Below are 15,402 nucleotides of genomic sequence, written 5' to 3'. Positions count from 1 at the left end.
CTCCTAAGTTGCTATTTTTGCTAACAAATTTTTGCCTATTGATTAGGTGTTAAGAGCGGTCATGAACTCGGAGATAAAATGGACTTAATATTACCCTCAGCCGAATATAAAAATAGTTACATTCAATATATTAATGAACTAGGCGATGAAGAGCGTTATCCATTTCCTACGAAAAAAAAGGGACACCCACAACTTTTTCAAAAAACATCTCAAGATAAATTTGACGGCGGCGCGAGTTTTTATTAGTTTGGTTTAAAAGGGTATCAAACTAGAAGGGATTTCAACGATGACTCGCGCTCGCAATTCAATTATTGATTTAGCTTCAACCACTTATTATCACTGTATCTCTCGTTGTGTAAGACGCGCATTTTTATGTGGCGAAGATAAATTCTCTGGAAAGAATTTTGAGCATCGCAGACACTGGATAGTCGAACGAGTTGCCTATCAATTAGATTCATTCGCCATTGAAGTGGCGAGTTACGCCATTATGTCAAACCATTATCACCTTGTGCTTAGAGTCGATGACGACAAAGCCAAAGGCTGGAGTGAGGCCAATATTATTCGGCGCTGGAAACGACTCTATAAAATTCCGCCTGTGGTACAGCAGTATATTAAAAATCCACAGGCGCAAGGCATAGCGGAAGTAGCGCAAGGTATGATTCAAAAATGGCGAGAGCGACTGATGGATATCTCTTGGTTTATGCGCGGTTTAAACGAATACCTGGCCAGAGAAGCAAACAAAGAGGATGAATGTAAAGGCCGTTTCTGGGAAGGGCGCTTCAAATCTCAGCCATTGTTAGATGAAGCCGCAGTTATCACCGCAATGGGTTATGTCGATTTAAATCCTATCCGAGCTAAAATGGCTAAGACGCCAGAAAAATCTGACTTCACCTCAATTCAACAGCGAATCAAGCAGCAATTAAAAACTAAAATAGAAACAACTATACCTCTGCTTAAACTCACCCAATCAAAACAAAAACATAAAAATGCAATTAACGTAACCCAGCAAGACTATATCGAATTAGTCGACTGGTTAGGCCGTGCGATACTTCCCACAAAACGAGGTTATATTGAACAGAGTACACCGCCAATATTAAACCGTCTTAATCTCCATGCTGATGAGTTTGTTTCATTGATGAAACAAAAAGATGATTTATCGCAACTCAGTGTCATTGGCTCTCCCAGTGCAATTACGCATTTTATGGATGTAGCAGAAAGAAAATTAGTCAAAGGGCTTTCTGCAAGTCAGCGGTTGTTTCTTTAGCTAAATCATAATTTATCAACTCGTAGTACCTTAATCAGCTCGGCTGAGGCTTAGTGTTTCCTGAAAATTAATATCTATCCGAAAAATGTCCTGATTGAATCTAATTCGATAAAATTATTCTCATAAAACGCAGACTGGGGCGCTTTAAAGTTATGGTGTGGTGTTGTAATATAAAGCAGGTATAAAAATGGATGTCCCTTTCTTCGACTTTCTTCGCCAGCAGCAAGAACCATACGGGAATGAAGGTAAAGGTTTTTGGGTTGTTGCTGTAATTGGAAATAGCGTCATCTGGTTCAATGATATTGAGGATGGATTCAACCGCTCTTCCTATAGCTCATTTGGAACCATAAACGAGTATTGGTGCAATCAAGATCAACTTGAGTGGACTGTACAACACGTTCTAGATGAAATTAGAGATGGTTACGACTCGGCTGGGTATTGTAGTGCTCCTCAGCCAATCGCTTAACCAGAAATAGGTGGTTGACGCGGGAAGACGCGCAACACAATTAAGCGTTAAACGTATGAAACTAAAAATTGTATTCTTAATGTTAATACTTAACTCTTTTGCAACTTTTGCGGAAGAAGAAACTATCGATCCTTGTAATCCTCCAGAAGATGTACAGGTGCTTCATGCTGTATGTTCTGCCGAAGATGCCGCAGACACAGTTTTTTATCTTGTAAGAAATACGAAGGTAAGGAAAGTTCAGTGCTCAAAACACAACGAAGAATTGAGCAAGAAATGGGGAAGTGCATTTGATGTTTGGGTGGAGAGAAACCGAGAATTAATAAATATCGCTCATAGAATCAAGACAAAGAACTCTGATGCTATTTTCGATCAAAATGCACTAGATGTCAGTTACCTGTTAAGAGTGCATAATCCTTCTTTGGAATCATGCTCTGAAGGCTACAAAGAATTACTTGATACTGACTCAGATGTTAAGAACATGAAGTGGCTTCAAGGCAACTTGCATTATCTTGGCAATGAGTTTAACCAGTCAAAGCAGTAGATGAACTACTGTTTGAGGAGTTAGAGCTGTATAGAAATTTTAGATTCACGAAACCCTTTCACAATATTGACGGTACTTGCAGTTATGATTGCTATGTCTGCTGTCTATTATGCATTTTCATACAATACTCGTACTTATGGCGATATTGAGGTTCAGAAACAAATTTGGGATCAAACCAAACCTCAAAACTATTCATACACAATTTTCAACGGATGTATGTTTGTTCAAAAAAGTGAAGTGATGGTTATATTTGGCAAAGTAAATATCAAGCCTCCCGAAGAAGGTGAACCTGAAGGTTCCCGAAGTGGGCTGGTAATCGAAAACCTATTTGAGAAACTTGAGAAAGCAATGAGTGCTGCAGAGCTTTCGGTCGATTATCATAGACTATATGGCTTTCCAACAAAGATCTCAGTAGATTGGAGCGCTGGGGCAGTAGATGATGAGTGCTTTTATTCAGTCAGTGATTTTGAATTGCTTGAGTAAAAGCTCTAACCAATATGTGAATTTGACCACTTACTCGCAGCGCACTATCGTGCGATACTCCTATTATGCGTGGCTTACAGCCATTTTCGCATAAAACTGCGCTACGCAAACGGCTCAATTTATACAGGCGTCAAGTGTTTGGAACGAAATCTAAAATGAAATATTTAGCTTTACAACCAAAGGAAATGATAATGAATAAGATTAGGCTACTCCTCGGTATATTTATCTTAATAACTTTTATGGGCTGCGGCGGTGGTTCATCCGAAGAAATAGATTTAGATCCACAGCCAATAAGCGAAAAGGCGTTTAGCCTTTGGGTTATGCAAGAAAATAAATGTAATGTTCTAAAGGGCGTGATGGATGCGACTGTTTTGGTTTACGATGAATCTCCAAGCCAGAACCCGCAGGCTGATTTTACTACATATACTACCGGCGAAAATGGGTTGATTGAGCTTGATCTTGATTTAGGTAGTCAGGTTTCTTTTACTGTCATTGCATCTGCCGATCAACCGCTAGGTAAGGTTAACATCATCCGAAGTTTTATCGATGTTGACGTCGACAATTACGTAGTGCCAATATTCACTGGTAGTTACACGCTTGAAGACAGCGATTGCCAATGTCAATCTGCGACGATTACTGCTGAAATTGCTCAATTAGACAATCCTGAAGAGCTTGTCACTCACGTTACTCTTGATTGGAACAGGTTGCACGATCCCTATTCTAACTGGAGCACTGATGGCGGCGCTACCGCAATCTACAGGGCTCAGGAAATCTGTGGTGAAGACTCTGATTCGCCTTTAGTATTCGGTGCTTTAACTGCAATAGGTTGTGCCGACTGCCTTCATGAATTTAAGTTTGGTATCCTTGAAAATCCTACAATTGACAAATTGAACGAAGTTATTCCATTAAATATGGTTTCTGAAACAGTTCCCAAGCCTGAACACCTGGAAGACTTTTGGTTATCTCACGCACGTTATTTAGACGGAACTTATTATCTTAAGGCAGCCAGCAATTGGGGAATTCGCACGCTTGATGAAGTTGATCTCGGAAGCCACTATTATGAAATTTCACGAGAGGTCGAAGGTAGTTATAACGGACAGAGTAACTTAGGCGTTATATACCGATACTCCTATCAGGACTCGAGCGATATGGCATTAATTGGAGACGCACCTCTAGAGACACCAATAGTAGCCAATTATAATGAGGCAGAACAAAGCTACTCCATCTCCGCGCAAGGTAGTGAAGACTACGACTTTAAGTACTTCTATTCCCGTTTTGTCGATGAAGATTATAATGCGACGTTATGGGCAATCTATTCTCCAAACGTCCAGAATGCATTTGTGCCAAGGTTGCCAGCAGAGATAGAACAAGCAATAGCTGCGAGTAGTTACGTTTCACGTACTTTTAGAATCACGGATGTCGATGATGCTTCTGACTACTCCAGTGCACTGAAAGAAGCCGAGCTCAAAAGACATCCTTTTAGTGGAGTTTCGCGAAAATCATATTATATGCGATTTATAGAAGAGGATACCAAAAGCAACTCCTCCATCCTCAAGTTACTAGAGCAACTCGAGAGTGAGTTTTGATGGCTACGAATATTTAAAAGCTCTCGAGTCACCAAGAAACAGCTGAAAACAGCACACAAGGAGTGCTGTTTTCAGAGTAGAGCGTTAAGCAAAAGTCTTCCGCATAATCTACGGACAATCTTCTAGCGTTATATCAGCATCTACTGGAGGTGTATTATGAGCAGGAAGAAGTATCAAGACTACAATTAAGGATTTAGACGAGAAGCAGCTCTTCGTTCTAGGAAGCCTAGTATCACATAAGCCGTAGTTGCCAAGGAATTTGGCGTAAGTGTTCAACGAATCGCAAATTGAAAGCGACAATTTAAAAGACTATCAGGCAAACAATTAAACTGCTTTATTAGAACGCCACACCTAGGGTGTTAAGCGCAGTGACTGAGATGATAGTTTTAGACTCAATGAATTAATTAATATCACTAAGCATAATGTAAAAACATAGAGGAGGCGCTAAGCCTCCTCATTTCTTTGTCTTTAAAGCTTAAAACTAATTGCTACTTCAAAAGTAAACTCTGACTTTTCAAGTTCTGTGGGTATGGCTTGGAAAGGAGCTGCCTTGCGAATAATTCGCGTTACCGCTCGGTCAAGTATTCGAGAACCAGAGCGTTCAATTAGTTTAATTTCTTCGACTTCTCCAGAGGTATTAATGGTCACCATGGCGGTGACATCACCTTCTTCTTGCTCTCTTAAAGCTTCACGAGGGTAAGACTGGTACTCTTTAATCGTGTTAATTAAATCTCGAGTGTAAGAACCTGTAATTAAATCCACATCAATTAAGTCTTCAATTGGCGGCTCAATTTTTGCTACTTTCACAGGCTCTCTTTTAGGTGGCTGTTTTGGTGTTTCAATAGCTGGTTTTGAGTTTGAAGAAGCGCCTTTATTATTGGCGATCTTTTCTTGTTGTGGAGAAGCCTTAGCCGAGTTATCAACGGTTTTAGGTTGATTCACTTTTACTGGCTCAGGATCAGGCTTTTTAGGTTCTGGCTTTTTAGACACAACCTTTTCTGGTTGTGCTTTTTTAGGCTCGGGTTTTTCTGCTTGAGGCTTTGTCTGTTCTACTTTAGCTACTTGAGTTTCATTAGAAGGCTTGTCGGCGTCAAATTTGCCTGCAACCGGCTGGAGAGCCGCAAATTGTGCAAGATAGGTATCAGTGGTGTCAACATTGCCTCTTATAGCTGATTTAAAAGCTTTAGTAGGCGGAATATTGCCTAGCCAAACATTCAGTAATAAACCCATAAAGCCTGGTTTTTCGATAGTGTCGAATAGAGTGCCATTGATAAAAACCTGAGTTCCTACTCCCGGAACGTAATCTATATTGATTTCATCACTGCTATCTAGCTGACGCTTAAAAAGTCGAGAAAATCCAACGATTTCACGGGTGAAGGGTTGCCATTCAGAGCGTGAGTTATTCATAGCCATGCGCTCTTTCCAATGTCGTGCCAGTTTACGGTTAGAGTAGGATGAAACAAACCTTAATGACATTCTCGAGGCAACATTTTGATCCAACAGAAGCTCTACTTGATCGACCGATTGAGGCCCGTAAAGCGCACCTAAGTATATGTCGTTACGCAATTCTTGAAACATACCTATACCAATTAGCTTCAGTTGAGAGCCATCGCTGAGGGTTACTGTTTCATTCGCTTTAAGGTGATTAATTGGATACAGCAGAAAAAGCGCTGCCAAAAAGACGGTAGCGATAAAGCTTTTTCTAACGATGTTTTGATAATGCATGAACAACGCTCCAGTTAAGTGAGTTATCTTCGGTCAGATTGTTAATTCGTCAATCCTACCCAATTCTATGGCGGATTAACAGAATACGATATGTGAGAGCATTAGTTAAGCCAATATTCAGCTTTAACCTAACATAATGTGTTCAATCTTAGCTTAGCGACTGCATTCTTAGCTTTGCAGCTGAATTGGCTTATTTAGTTATACTGCGAGTCAAGGCGAGTTGTAAAAAGTAATGCCCGTTGAGCAGTAACATAATTGACTATATTAGCACAAATTCATCAATTGAAGATTATATGTTTATTATTCAATGTTATACGAAATAAATTAAAATTAATCAATAAGTTTTGTGCTCAGGTGAGCAATTAAGGTTTTGAGATTAGGGTGATGTTGGTAAACAAAAAAGGGATAAATCGGTAATATTCACTTATTTTGGACGAAAGTAGCCAAAATATTGCTTTTTGCGAAGAAACTGATTAAAAATAAACGGAAAAATTTGACTTAAAACGCTTAACTAAGCTAAAAGATATGAAAGGAACTCGTCTAGTGATTACTTTGGCAAGTGTTTTTGGCCAAAATTAAGTGTTTTAAGCCGAAATTAAGCGTTGTTGGCAGGCAAATAAGCGCCTTAACAAAGTATTAATAGATTGCGATTAAGTAGTCGTCAGCGAAAAATTATAAACAAGCATAAACCATTTTGTTGACGTTAATAATTAGTGAATAAAGCAAGCGGGGTAGATTGTGAAGTTAAAATCAAAGATAGTATTGTTTATTTTTTCAGTAGTTTCCGTGTTTAGTTGGGCTGCGGAAAAAACTGATAGTGAAAAAATGCTCGAAGCTCAAAGAACTACAATTGAAGGCTCCGCTTTATTAATGGTGGGTATGGCTCTTACTCAAAACCTTAATGGAGACTACTACATTGGAGCGATGTATCTCGATGAAAATGTACAGTTCGATAGAAGTGTCGACTTTTTATTAATCGATGTGCCACGCCGAATGGAGTTTCGATTTGCGGATCCGTCTGGGGTGTCGGCGAGAAGTTTTAAGCGCAAGCTGAGCGAAAGCATGCGAATCAATAATCCACGCCAAAGTATTAAAGATGAAAGCCAAAACATTTCACGCTTTTTCAGACTTTTTAGTGGCCGTTACAAAAAAGGTGACTCTTTAACAATCGACTTTCATCCTGATATAGGAGTTAGAGTGTCGTTGAACGGGCGAGTACTCGGTGAGATTGAGAGATCACAAGGGCTGTATAAGCTTATCCTAAACACTTGGATAGGTCGTAGACCACCGCATTCACAGTTTAAAGAAGGTATTATTGGTAATAACGAAGGCGATTTTGCCGTTGATCTTCTGCGAAAATATATTTCACTTTAAGCCGTTTAAATTTCCCGTTTTGTCACCTCAAAAAGTCTAAGTTTTTAGCTTAGGCTTTTTGTGGTTTTTGTTTCACCCTATTCTAAACATTTCTATTCTCTTGACCTATTGGGGCTTTACTCTGCGTTTAATCCTCGTTATTCTTTGCCGCTTTAAAGCCAAGCTGCTGTCTTTAAATTCTATAAAAAAAGAGTCAGCATTGCTCAATTAATAAACAAAAGGTTAAGCGAGTCGACATGTCGAATATTTTATTATTAGGTGCAGGGTTTGTTACGGGCCCTTTAGTGGAGCATTTACATGCAAAACAACACCACATCACAATTGGTTCTCAGTTTTTACACGAGGCCGAAAAACTCGCCGCCAACCGAGAAAGAATTACTCCGTTAGCAGTTGATGTTACGAGTGAAGCGGAGCTACGCGAGCTAATTAAAGTCGCAGATATTGTAATTTCCTTTGTGCCTTATCAGTTCCACGTGAGTGTTGCAAAAATCTGTATTTCAGAAAAAAAATCAATGGTTACCGCGAGTTACACTCATCAGGATATGTGGGCTCTAGACCCTCTAGCCAAACAAGCTGGTATTACAATTCTTAATGAAATTGGCGTTGATCCCGGGGTTGATCACATGACTGCGATGAAGGTAATTGATGAAGCCCATGATAAAGGTCAAAAAGTTGAAGCACTTGTTTCTTGGTGCGGCGGCTTACCTGCGCCAGAAGCCAGTAACAACCCTTTAGGATACAAATTTTCTTGGTCGCCTTTAGGCGTTTTAATGGCACTAAACAATGATGCTCAATATTTAAGTCAGGGTGAGATTAGTAAAATACCAAGCAAAGATCTTTTAAGCTCTAAACGAGACGTCTACTTTAGCGAGTCACTTCAATTGCAAGGCTACGCAAACCGTGACTCAGTCAGTTATCGAGAAAGTTACCGTATACCTGAAGTTAAAACACTTTTACGAGGCACCTTACGTTACCCAGGATTCTGTCCAATAATTGATCAAGCGAAAGCCTTAGGACTATTAAGCCAAGCGCCTTTTCAAGAGGCACGTCCAACTCACTGGTTAGCTCTAATAGCCAATTTAAACCAAGTAGCGACTGATAAAATTGATGGACTGTTTCAAAATGCTGAGATGCAGCAACATTTCGAGTGGTTGGGTTGTTTATCTGAGCTAGAAATAACCGGAAATTCACCAATGGAGGCGTTTAGCCACTTATTAAGTGAAAAGCTAAAATACGCTGAAGGAGAGCAAGATATGATTGCGATGCAGCACCGCATGCTACTTGTGAGTGAAACTGGAGAGCGCATAATGCATCGTAGCACTTTAGTCGAAACTGGCGATGTGGGCGGGTTTAGTGCCATGGCGAAAACAGTCGGCTACCCAGCCGCAATTGCTGCTGATTTAATATTGAAAGGGGTCATTGATCGCAAAGGAGTTTGTATTCCAGTCACTAAAGATATTTACTTGCCTGTGCTGGCTGAATTAGAAGCAAAGAATATAGTAATGCATGATGAAGTGATTCAAGGGCAAGATGAAGCGAGCTTTCTTAATAATTTATAACTAAGAAACACTCGCTAGCTTCAACCCTGTTTTCAGCTTGTTGTGAGAGAGGCTGAGTGAGTAAATCTAAACCGATAGCAATAAACAATATAAGCGATTGATACCCTCAATTTTCAATTTTCGTAACAAAGGCGTATCGTTGCTTATAATCTGCAGTTTTTAAGCAGTTATATTAAAAATAGCCTTTGTTTAAAAAGGCATAATAACGTTGTTTTATTAAACTAATTTAAGGAGAAAAGTATGGGCGTTTTAGTTGGTCGTAATGCACCGGATTTTACGGCTGCGGCTGTTTTAGGTAATGGCGAGATCGTAGATTCTTTTAATTTTAAAGAAGCCACTAAAGGTAAGAAGTCTGTTGTTTTCTTTTACCCTCTAGATTTTACTTTTGTTTGCCCATCGGAACTGATCGCTTTTGACCGTCGATTAAAAGAGTTTCAAGACCGTGGCGTAGAGGTGATTGCTGTTTCTATTGATTCACATTTTAGCCACAATGCGTGGAGAAATACGGCAATTAATGACGGCGGTATTGGCCCTGTTGGCTACACAATGGTTGCCGATGTTAAACATCAAATTTGCCAAGCGTTTGACGTTGAGCACCCAGAAGCAGGTGTTGCATTCCGTGCCTCTTTCTTAATCGATGAAGATGGTTTAGTACGTCATCAAGTGGTTAATGACTTACCATTAGGTCGTAACGTAGACGAAATGTTACGCATGGTTGACGCACTTAATTTCCATCAAGCGCATGGAGAAGTTTGCCCTGCAGGTTGGAAAGAAGGCGATAAAGGTATGCAAGCTACGCCAGAAGGTGTTGCTAAATACTTATCAGAAGAGTCTGACAAACTTTAAGTCATTTGGCTTTAAGTTAAAAAAAGCTGGATTTATCCAGCTTTTTTTTCGCCTGTTGATTGTCGCACAGTTCACACTATTTCGCGGAAAATAAGCAAGAAAGCGCTATTTATGCTAATTTCGAAGTAACTGAGTTAATTGTTATTGAGCAGTCCCAAATATTGGTCAATTACTAAATATTGGTCAAATACTGCAGTCTGGCCTACTTGTTCTAATTAATAAAATACTCAATTGAATAAGCATTTACAAATCAATTGCCTAGGCAGGAAAGGGTTTAAAGTTATGTGGCGCAAAATTGGGTTTCAAATTTTAACTAAAACAAGTGCTAAATTAGATTTAAGTAAAATCGCTGAAAGTTTTAGGAACTTATTTGGCTGCTTTTTGTTATTAACTTGCTTTAATTTGTCTGCGGCAGTACCTGATAATATTCAAGCCATTTTTAACGCCAACTGTGTTAGCTGTCATGGTGCGGTTAGCCCGAGTGGTAATTTATCCTTGGCCGACGCGCAAACCTCTGAAGATCAGCTTGTTGGGATTGACTCTCAATGTAATCCAGCGATTAAACGTGTATTGGCCGGTGAGCCCGAAGGCTCCGCGTTATTTTTAAAAATATCACGTCAAAATCCTGGGTGTGGTGGGGTGATGCCGCCAATGGGGGGCTTAATTAGTCAAGCGGACCAAGACGCCATATTCGACTGGATTGTCTCTATAGGGCCTGCGGCGCAATTTGGATTAATTCAAATGCAGTCGGCCGCGGTAAGTGTTGAAGAGCAAGTCACTACTTTGCAATTAAACGTCGAGCGATTACAAGGATCGCAAGGCCAGGTTAGCGTGGAGTATGAAGTAGCTGCAATAGGAAGCGATACTGCCACCGCTGGTGAAGATTTTATTGCTGCAACAGGGCTGATAACCTTTGCTGCTGGCGAGACTACCCAAATGATTGATGTAACGCTTATTGATGATACGGTATTTGAAGGCGCAGAAATCTTTTCGGTTACTTTGAGTAGTAGTCAAGGCGGGGCAGTTTTAGGAAGTCAAAATCAAACTAAAGTCACGATTAATGATGACGAAGTTGCAAACGAGCCGGGCACTTTTTTCTTTAGTGCTGTGAACTACTCTGCAAGCGAAGGTGCAGGTAGTGTTGATATTACCATTTTGCGTTCATTTGGTGGTGCAGGACAAGTCAGTGTCGATATAAATTCCAGCGATGCGAGCGCGATTGCCAATATGGATTATACTCAAGTCTCACAAACTTTGGCGTTTGCTGAAGGTGTGCAGTCGACTCAGGTCACTATTAGTCTTATCGATGATCAAGAGCTAGAATCAAACGAAGTATTTAATTTGACTTTATCTAACCCAACCAATGGCGCACTTATCGGAAACCCCAACCGAGTGAGCTTTACCATTACCGACAATGACGCTAATGATGATGGCGGTGATGGCGGTGATGGCGGTGATGGCGGAGAACAGCCACCGACTGAAAACCCAGATCCGCAAGCCGAGGCTGAATATAGTGCGGCAGGTGCTTTGTCTCTCGCCTGGCTGTTATTTTTTATACTATTATTAGGGCTTAAGCGGGCTAGAAAAAGCACGTTCAACTAATAACAATTAGCTTTAAAGAGCAAAAGCTATTTAATGTCTAAAGATTGCATGTTAAATTATTGATTCGCTTAAACTTCTAGCGCTCAGCAAAATATTGTTGTGCTGATTGGCTGCTGGCAAAGCGCCACTAGAATACTTATTGGGAACACGCTGACACGCTATTATGAATGAATCTACTCTAATGACTGATGGGCTTTTCTTAATGTTAATTGGCATGAGCACCGTCTTTGTGTTTCTTTCCTTGTTAGTATTTTTAACGAGCTTTATCAAGCATTTCGCTAGTGCAGAGCCGCAGGTTAGTTCGAGCGCTTTATCTAATCAGCCAAATAAGCAATCTGAAGAAGAATTAGCCGCAGTTGCTGCCGCCGTATTTGCTTTCCGAAATAAAAACTCTCCCCCTTAAGGATAACAAATGGTCAAAAAGCTTGGATTAACCGAATTAGTACTACGCGATGGTCATCAGTCATTATTTGCTACCAGAATGCGCATTGATGATATGTTGCCTGTGGCAGAGCGCCTCGACCAAATTGGTTATCATTCTATAGAAACTTGGGGTGGGGCTACGTTTGACGCCTGTATCCGGTTTTTAGGGGAAGACCCGTGGGAAAGGTTGCGTCGTTTAAAGCAAGCGATGCCCAACACGCCGCAGCAAATGCTGTTTCGAGCTCAAAATATTCTTGGATATCGACATTACGCTGATGATGTAGTTAATGCGTTTGTAGAGCGAGCTGCAGTTAACGGAATGGATATTTTCCGCATTTTTGACGCGATGAACGACATGCGTAACTTAAAAACCGCGATAGCTGCAACCATCAAGGTTGATAAACATGCACAAGGTACTTTGTCTTACACGGTAAGCCCAGTTCACAATATTCAAATGTGGTTAGATATGGGCAAACAAATTGAGGATATGGGCGCTCATTCTTTATGTATTAAAGACATGGCTGGCTTGCTTAAACCTTATGTGGCAGAAGAGTTAGTGAGTCGTCTTAAAGAGTCTATTAACATTCCTATCGCGCTACATGCCCATGCGACCACTGGACTTAGCACGGCAACCATCACTAAAGCAGTAGAAGCTGGTGTCGATACCGTTGATACCAGTATTTCCTCTATGAGTATGACATATGGCCACTCGGCCACAGAATCTGTAGTCGCAATATTCCAAGATCATGAGCGTGACACCGGTCTTGAATTACCAAAATTAGAAGAAATAGCGGCTTACTTTAGACAAGTCAGAAAGAAATATGCGCAATGGGAAGGGAGCTTAAAGGGTATCGACTCACGCATTTTAGTGGCTCAAGTTCCAGGCGGTATGCTAACCAATATGGAAAATCAGCTAAAAGAGCAGGGGGCAGAAGATAAATTGGATGAAGTGCTCTTAGAAATTCCTAAAGTAAGAGAAGATTTAGGTTTTATTCCTTTAGTAACGCCCACCTCTCAAATTGTGGGGACTCAGGCGGTAATAAACGTTTTAACTGGTGAACGTTACAAAAGCATTAGTAAAGAAACCGCAGGTGTTCTTAAAGGTGAATATGGTGCAACTGCTGCCCCAGTAAATAAAGCTTTACAAGAGCGAGTTTTAAAAGGCGACAAGCCAATTACTGTTAGGCCTGCGGATAACTTACAGCCGGAGTTAGCCAAATTGACCAAAGAGCTAACTGACATTGCACAACAAGAAAATATTCAACTAGCCGAAGCCGCTATCGATGACATATTAACTTACGCACTGTTTCCTCAAGTAGGGATTAAATTTTTAAAAAATAGGGGGAACCCTGAGGCATTTGAAGCTGCGCCTTCACAAGCAACAGCCAGCAGTAAAACCGAAAGCCTACAACATGTGGCAGCAGAGGGCTCAGCGGCAACTGAAAGTTATCAGGTAGCAGTGAATGGTAAGCAGTTTAGTGTCACCGTGAGTAGAGGAGAAATTAACAGTATACAACCAGCGGAGTCTGTCGCCTCGTCTTCGCGGACTACTGCGGGTACAGAAAATGCTGCAGCTTTGGTTAATGCGCCTCTTGCGGGCAACATATTTAAAATTTTAGTTAAACCTGGCGATCAGGTGAATGCCGGAGATGTTGTCATTATTTTAGAAGCGATGAAAATGGAAACTGAAGTTCGCGCGCAAAGCGCCGGTAAGGTTTCTCAAGTTAATGTAAAAGAAGGTGATTCAGTTAGCCATAACGAGCCTTTACTGCATTTAGAATAAGCCTTAAAGGCAAAGATAATAATAACGAGAAACAGAATTTATGTACGAAGGTTTGTTACAGCTTTGGCAAAGCACCGGAATTGCCAACTTTGAATTTGCACAAATTGCGATGATCGCAGTTGGCTTTACATTGCTTTATTTGGCGATAGTGCGCGAGTTTGAGCCGTTACTTTTATTGCCGATTGGATTTGGTGCAATTTTAAGTAATATTCCGGTGGCGGGAATTGCCGAGCCCGGCGGTGTGTTGTACTTAGTCTACCAAGTTGGAATTGAGACGGGTGTGTTTCCACTTATCATTTTTATGGGAGTTGGCGCTATGACAGATTTTGGCGCGCTCATCGCAAACCCGAAAACCCTATTTTTAGGCGCTGCAGCTCAGTTCGGTATATTTGCCACATTATTGGGTGCACTGGCTCTCAATGCACTGCCAGGCATTGAATGGAGCATTCAAGATGCGGCCGCAATCGCCATTATTGGCGGTGCCGACGGGCCAACTGCTATTTTTCTAGCGGGTAAATTAGCGCCTGATTTACTTGGTGCTATAGCTGTTGCGGCTTATTCTTATATGGCGCTTGTACCTATTATTCAGCCTCCTATCATGCGCTTGCTAACAACTGAAAAAGAAAGAGCCATAGAGATGACTCAGTTGCGCCATGTTAGCAAAAAGGAAAAAATTATTTTCCCACTCGTTATATTAACTCTGTGCTTATTGCTACTTCCTTCTGCTGCACCACTAATAGGCATGTTTTGCTTTGGTAACTTAATGAAAGAAAGTGGAGTCGTTAACCGCTTGTCAGAAACAACACAAAACGCACTTATTAATATTACCACCATATTTTTAGGCCTAGGGGTTGGCTCTAAACTATCTGCAGATAAGTTTTTAAACTGGGAAACGATTGGTATTTTGTTGCTTGGTGCTGTGGCATTTTCAATTGGCACCGCGAGCGGGGTTATTATGGCCAAAATCATGTCACGTTTTAGCCGTGAAAAAATAAATCCACTAATCGGAGCTGCCGGCGTGTCAGCGGTTCCAATGGCAGCCAGGGTCGTTAATAAAGTCGGCCTAGAAGCAAACCCACATAATTTCTTATTAATGCATGCGATGGGCCCTAATGTTGCGGGTGTTATTGGGTCGGCGGTCGCTGCTGGCGTATTATTGGCATTAGTTTAACCACATACTGAGGTTTTACATATTCAGCCGTTGTATGACTTAAATAGACCACTAATTGGTTTAAATAGCGAAGATTGACTTACCCAACTATACTGAGTAAGTGGATAAAATTTAAGCTAGTTTGAGGTTGTTTCTATGCCATTAAGATTTCCTGACGAACCGTTATACCAGCTGCTAAGAGCAGAAAAAGTCAAAGAATTTAATCAACAAAAGCCCCAAGGCGAAACTTTAGATTTTCACGATTGTGACTTTCGTGGCTTGGATTTGAGAGGGCTTGATGCCTCGCATTGCAACTTTAGTGGGTGTTATTTTAGAGCCGCAGACCTACGCGGAATTGATTTCTCACTTGCTACTTTAAGCGGTGCAAGTGTTGCTTCAGCGCAAATTTCGGGGTGTTTGTTTCCTGATAAAATTCGCGCAGAAGAAATCCTCTTGTCGGTTGATAAAGGCACCCGGATGAGACCTTCAAGCTAAACGCTAAACAAAGTAAATGATTACTTAAAAATCTTGTTTTCAAGATGAGAAATTTTATATTGTTTAGTTTATACTGCCTGCAATAAACATAAATAACATAAATAT

At 40.8% G+C, this 15,402-nt stretch carries 15 protein-coding genes; 14 read left to right on the top strand and 1 reads right to left on the bottom strand.

Going from position 1 to position 15,402, the window contains the following annotated elements; translation table 11 throughout:
* Positions 1-78 precede the first annotated feature (78 nt).
* From ACUR5C_RS09970 to ACUR5C_RS09945, 6 genes are all read left to right on the top strand, one after another.
* The gene (locus tag ACUR5C_RS09970; RefSeq protein WP_454464972.1) at positions 79-246 is read left to right on the top strand and encodes a hypothetical protein; all 168 of its coding nucleotides are present in this window, start codon (positions 79-81) and stop codon (positions 244-246) included.
* A gap of 40 nt (positions 247-286) precedes the next feature.
* Positions 287-1,264, top strand: coding sequence for a transposase (locus ACUR5C_RS09965; protein ID WP_454464971.1), 978 nt, complete (start codon positions 287-289; stop codon positions 1,262-1,264).
* Positions 1,265-1,451: 187 nt separating this feature from the next.
* The gene (locus tag ACUR5C_RS09960) at positions 1,452-1,730 is read left to right on the top strand and encodes a hypothetical protein (RefSeq protein ID WP_454464970.1); all 279 of its coding nucleotides are present in this window, start codon (positions 1,452-1,454) and stop codon (positions 1,728-1,730) included.
* A gap of 55 nt (positions 1,731-1,785) precedes the next feature.
* Positions 1,786-2,271, top strand: a complete 486-nt coding sequence (locus ACUR5C_RS09955; RefSeq protein ID WP_454464969.1) for a hypothetical protein — start codon at positions 1,786-1,788, stop codon at positions 2,269-2,271.
* Between the two features lie 84 nt (positions 2,272-2,355).
* A complete protein-coding gene (locus ACUR5C_RS09950; protein ID WP_454464968.1) occupies positions 2,356-2,754 on the top strand; it encodes a DUF6174 domain-containing protein in 399 nt (132 codons plus the stop codon).
* Between the two features lie 191 nt (positions 2,755-2,945).
* Positions 2,946-4,340, top strand: coding sequence for a hypothetical protein (locus tag ACUR5C_RS09945; protein ID WP_454464967.1), 1,395 nt, complete (start codon positions 2,946-2,948; stop codon positions 4,338-4,340).
* Positions 4,341-4,808: 468 nt separating this feature from the next.
* On the opposite strand, the gene ACUR5C_RS09940 is transcribed toward ACUR5C_RS09945, so the two are convergent.
* Entirely contained in the window at positions 4,809-6,065 is a 1,257-nt protein-coding gene (locus tag ACUR5C_RS09940) for a TonB family protein (protein ID WP_454464966.1), read from the bottom strand.
* 738 nt (positions 6,066-6,803) lie between these two features.
* On the opposite strand from ACUR5C_RS09940, the gene ACUR5C_RS09935 reads away from it, so the two are divergent.
* The 8 genes from ACUR5C_RS09935 (at position 6,804) to ACUR5C_RS09900 (ending at position 15,297) form a co-directional block, all read left to right on the top strand.
* Positions 6,804-7,439, top strand: coding sequence for a chalcone isomerase family protein (locus ACUR5C_RS09935; RefSeq protein WP_454464965.1), 636 nt, complete (start codon positions 6,804-6,806; stop codon positions 7,437-7,439).
* A 206-nt stretch (positions 7,440-7,645) separates the two neighbouring features.
* Entirely contained in the window at positions 7,646-8,998 is a 1,353-nt protein-coding gene (locus ACUR5C_RS09930; protein ID WP_454467875.1) for a saccharopine dehydrogenase C-terminal domain-containing protein, read from the top strand.
* Between the two features lie 240 nt (positions 8,999-9,238).
* Positions 9,239-9,844: a peroxiredoxin gene (locus tag ACUR5C_RS09925; RefSeq protein WP_454464964.1), complete on the top strand. Its 606-nt coding sequence runs from the start codon at positions 9,239-9,241 to the stop codon at positions 9,842-9,844.
* 282 nt (positions 9,845-10,126) lie between these two features.
* On the top strand, positions 10,127-11,446 hold the full coding sequence (locus ACUR5C_RS09920) for a Calx-beta domain-containing protein (RefSeq protein ID WP_454464963.1): 1,320 nt from the start codon (positions 10,127-10,129) through the stop codon (positions 11,444-11,446).
* 163 nt (positions 11,447-11,609) lie between these two features.
* The gene (locus tag ACUR5C_RS09915; protein WP_454464962.1) at positions 11,610-11,849 is read left to right on the top strand and encodes an OadG family protein; all 240 of its coding nucleotides are present in this window, start codon (positions 11,610-11,612) and stop codon (positions 11,847-11,849) included.
* A gap of 9 nt (positions 11,850-11,858) precedes the next feature.
* Positions 11,859-13,652 carry a sodium-extruding oxaloacetate decarboxylase subunit alpha gene (gene oadA, locus ACUR5C_RS09910; protein WP_454464961.1) on the top strand — a complete coding sequence of 598 codons (1,794 nt, stop codon included), beginning with the start codon at positions 11,859-11,861 and terminating at the stop codon, positions 13,650-13,652.
* A 40-nt stretch (positions 13,653-13,692) separates the two neighbouring features.
* Positions 13,693-14,823 (top strand): sodium ion-translocating decarboxylase subunit beta, encoded by a 1,131-nt coding sequence (locus ACUR5C_RS09905; RefSeq protein WP_454464960.1) that lies wholly within the window; start codon positions 13,693-13,695, stop codon positions 14,821-14,823.
* A gap of 135 nt (positions 14,824-14,958) precedes the next feature.
* The gene (locus ACUR5C_RS09900; RefSeq protein ID WP_454464959.1) at positions 14,959-15,297 is read left to right on the top strand and encodes a pentapeptide repeat-containing protein; all 339 of its coding nucleotides are present in this window, start codon (positions 14,959-14,961) and stop codon (positions 15,295-15,297) included.
* Positions 15,298-15,402: the final 105 nt, after the last annotated feature.

Source organism: Aliikangiella aequoris, assembly GCF_053709105.1.
This window is presented reverse-complemented; position numbering and strand designations above follow the sequence as displayed.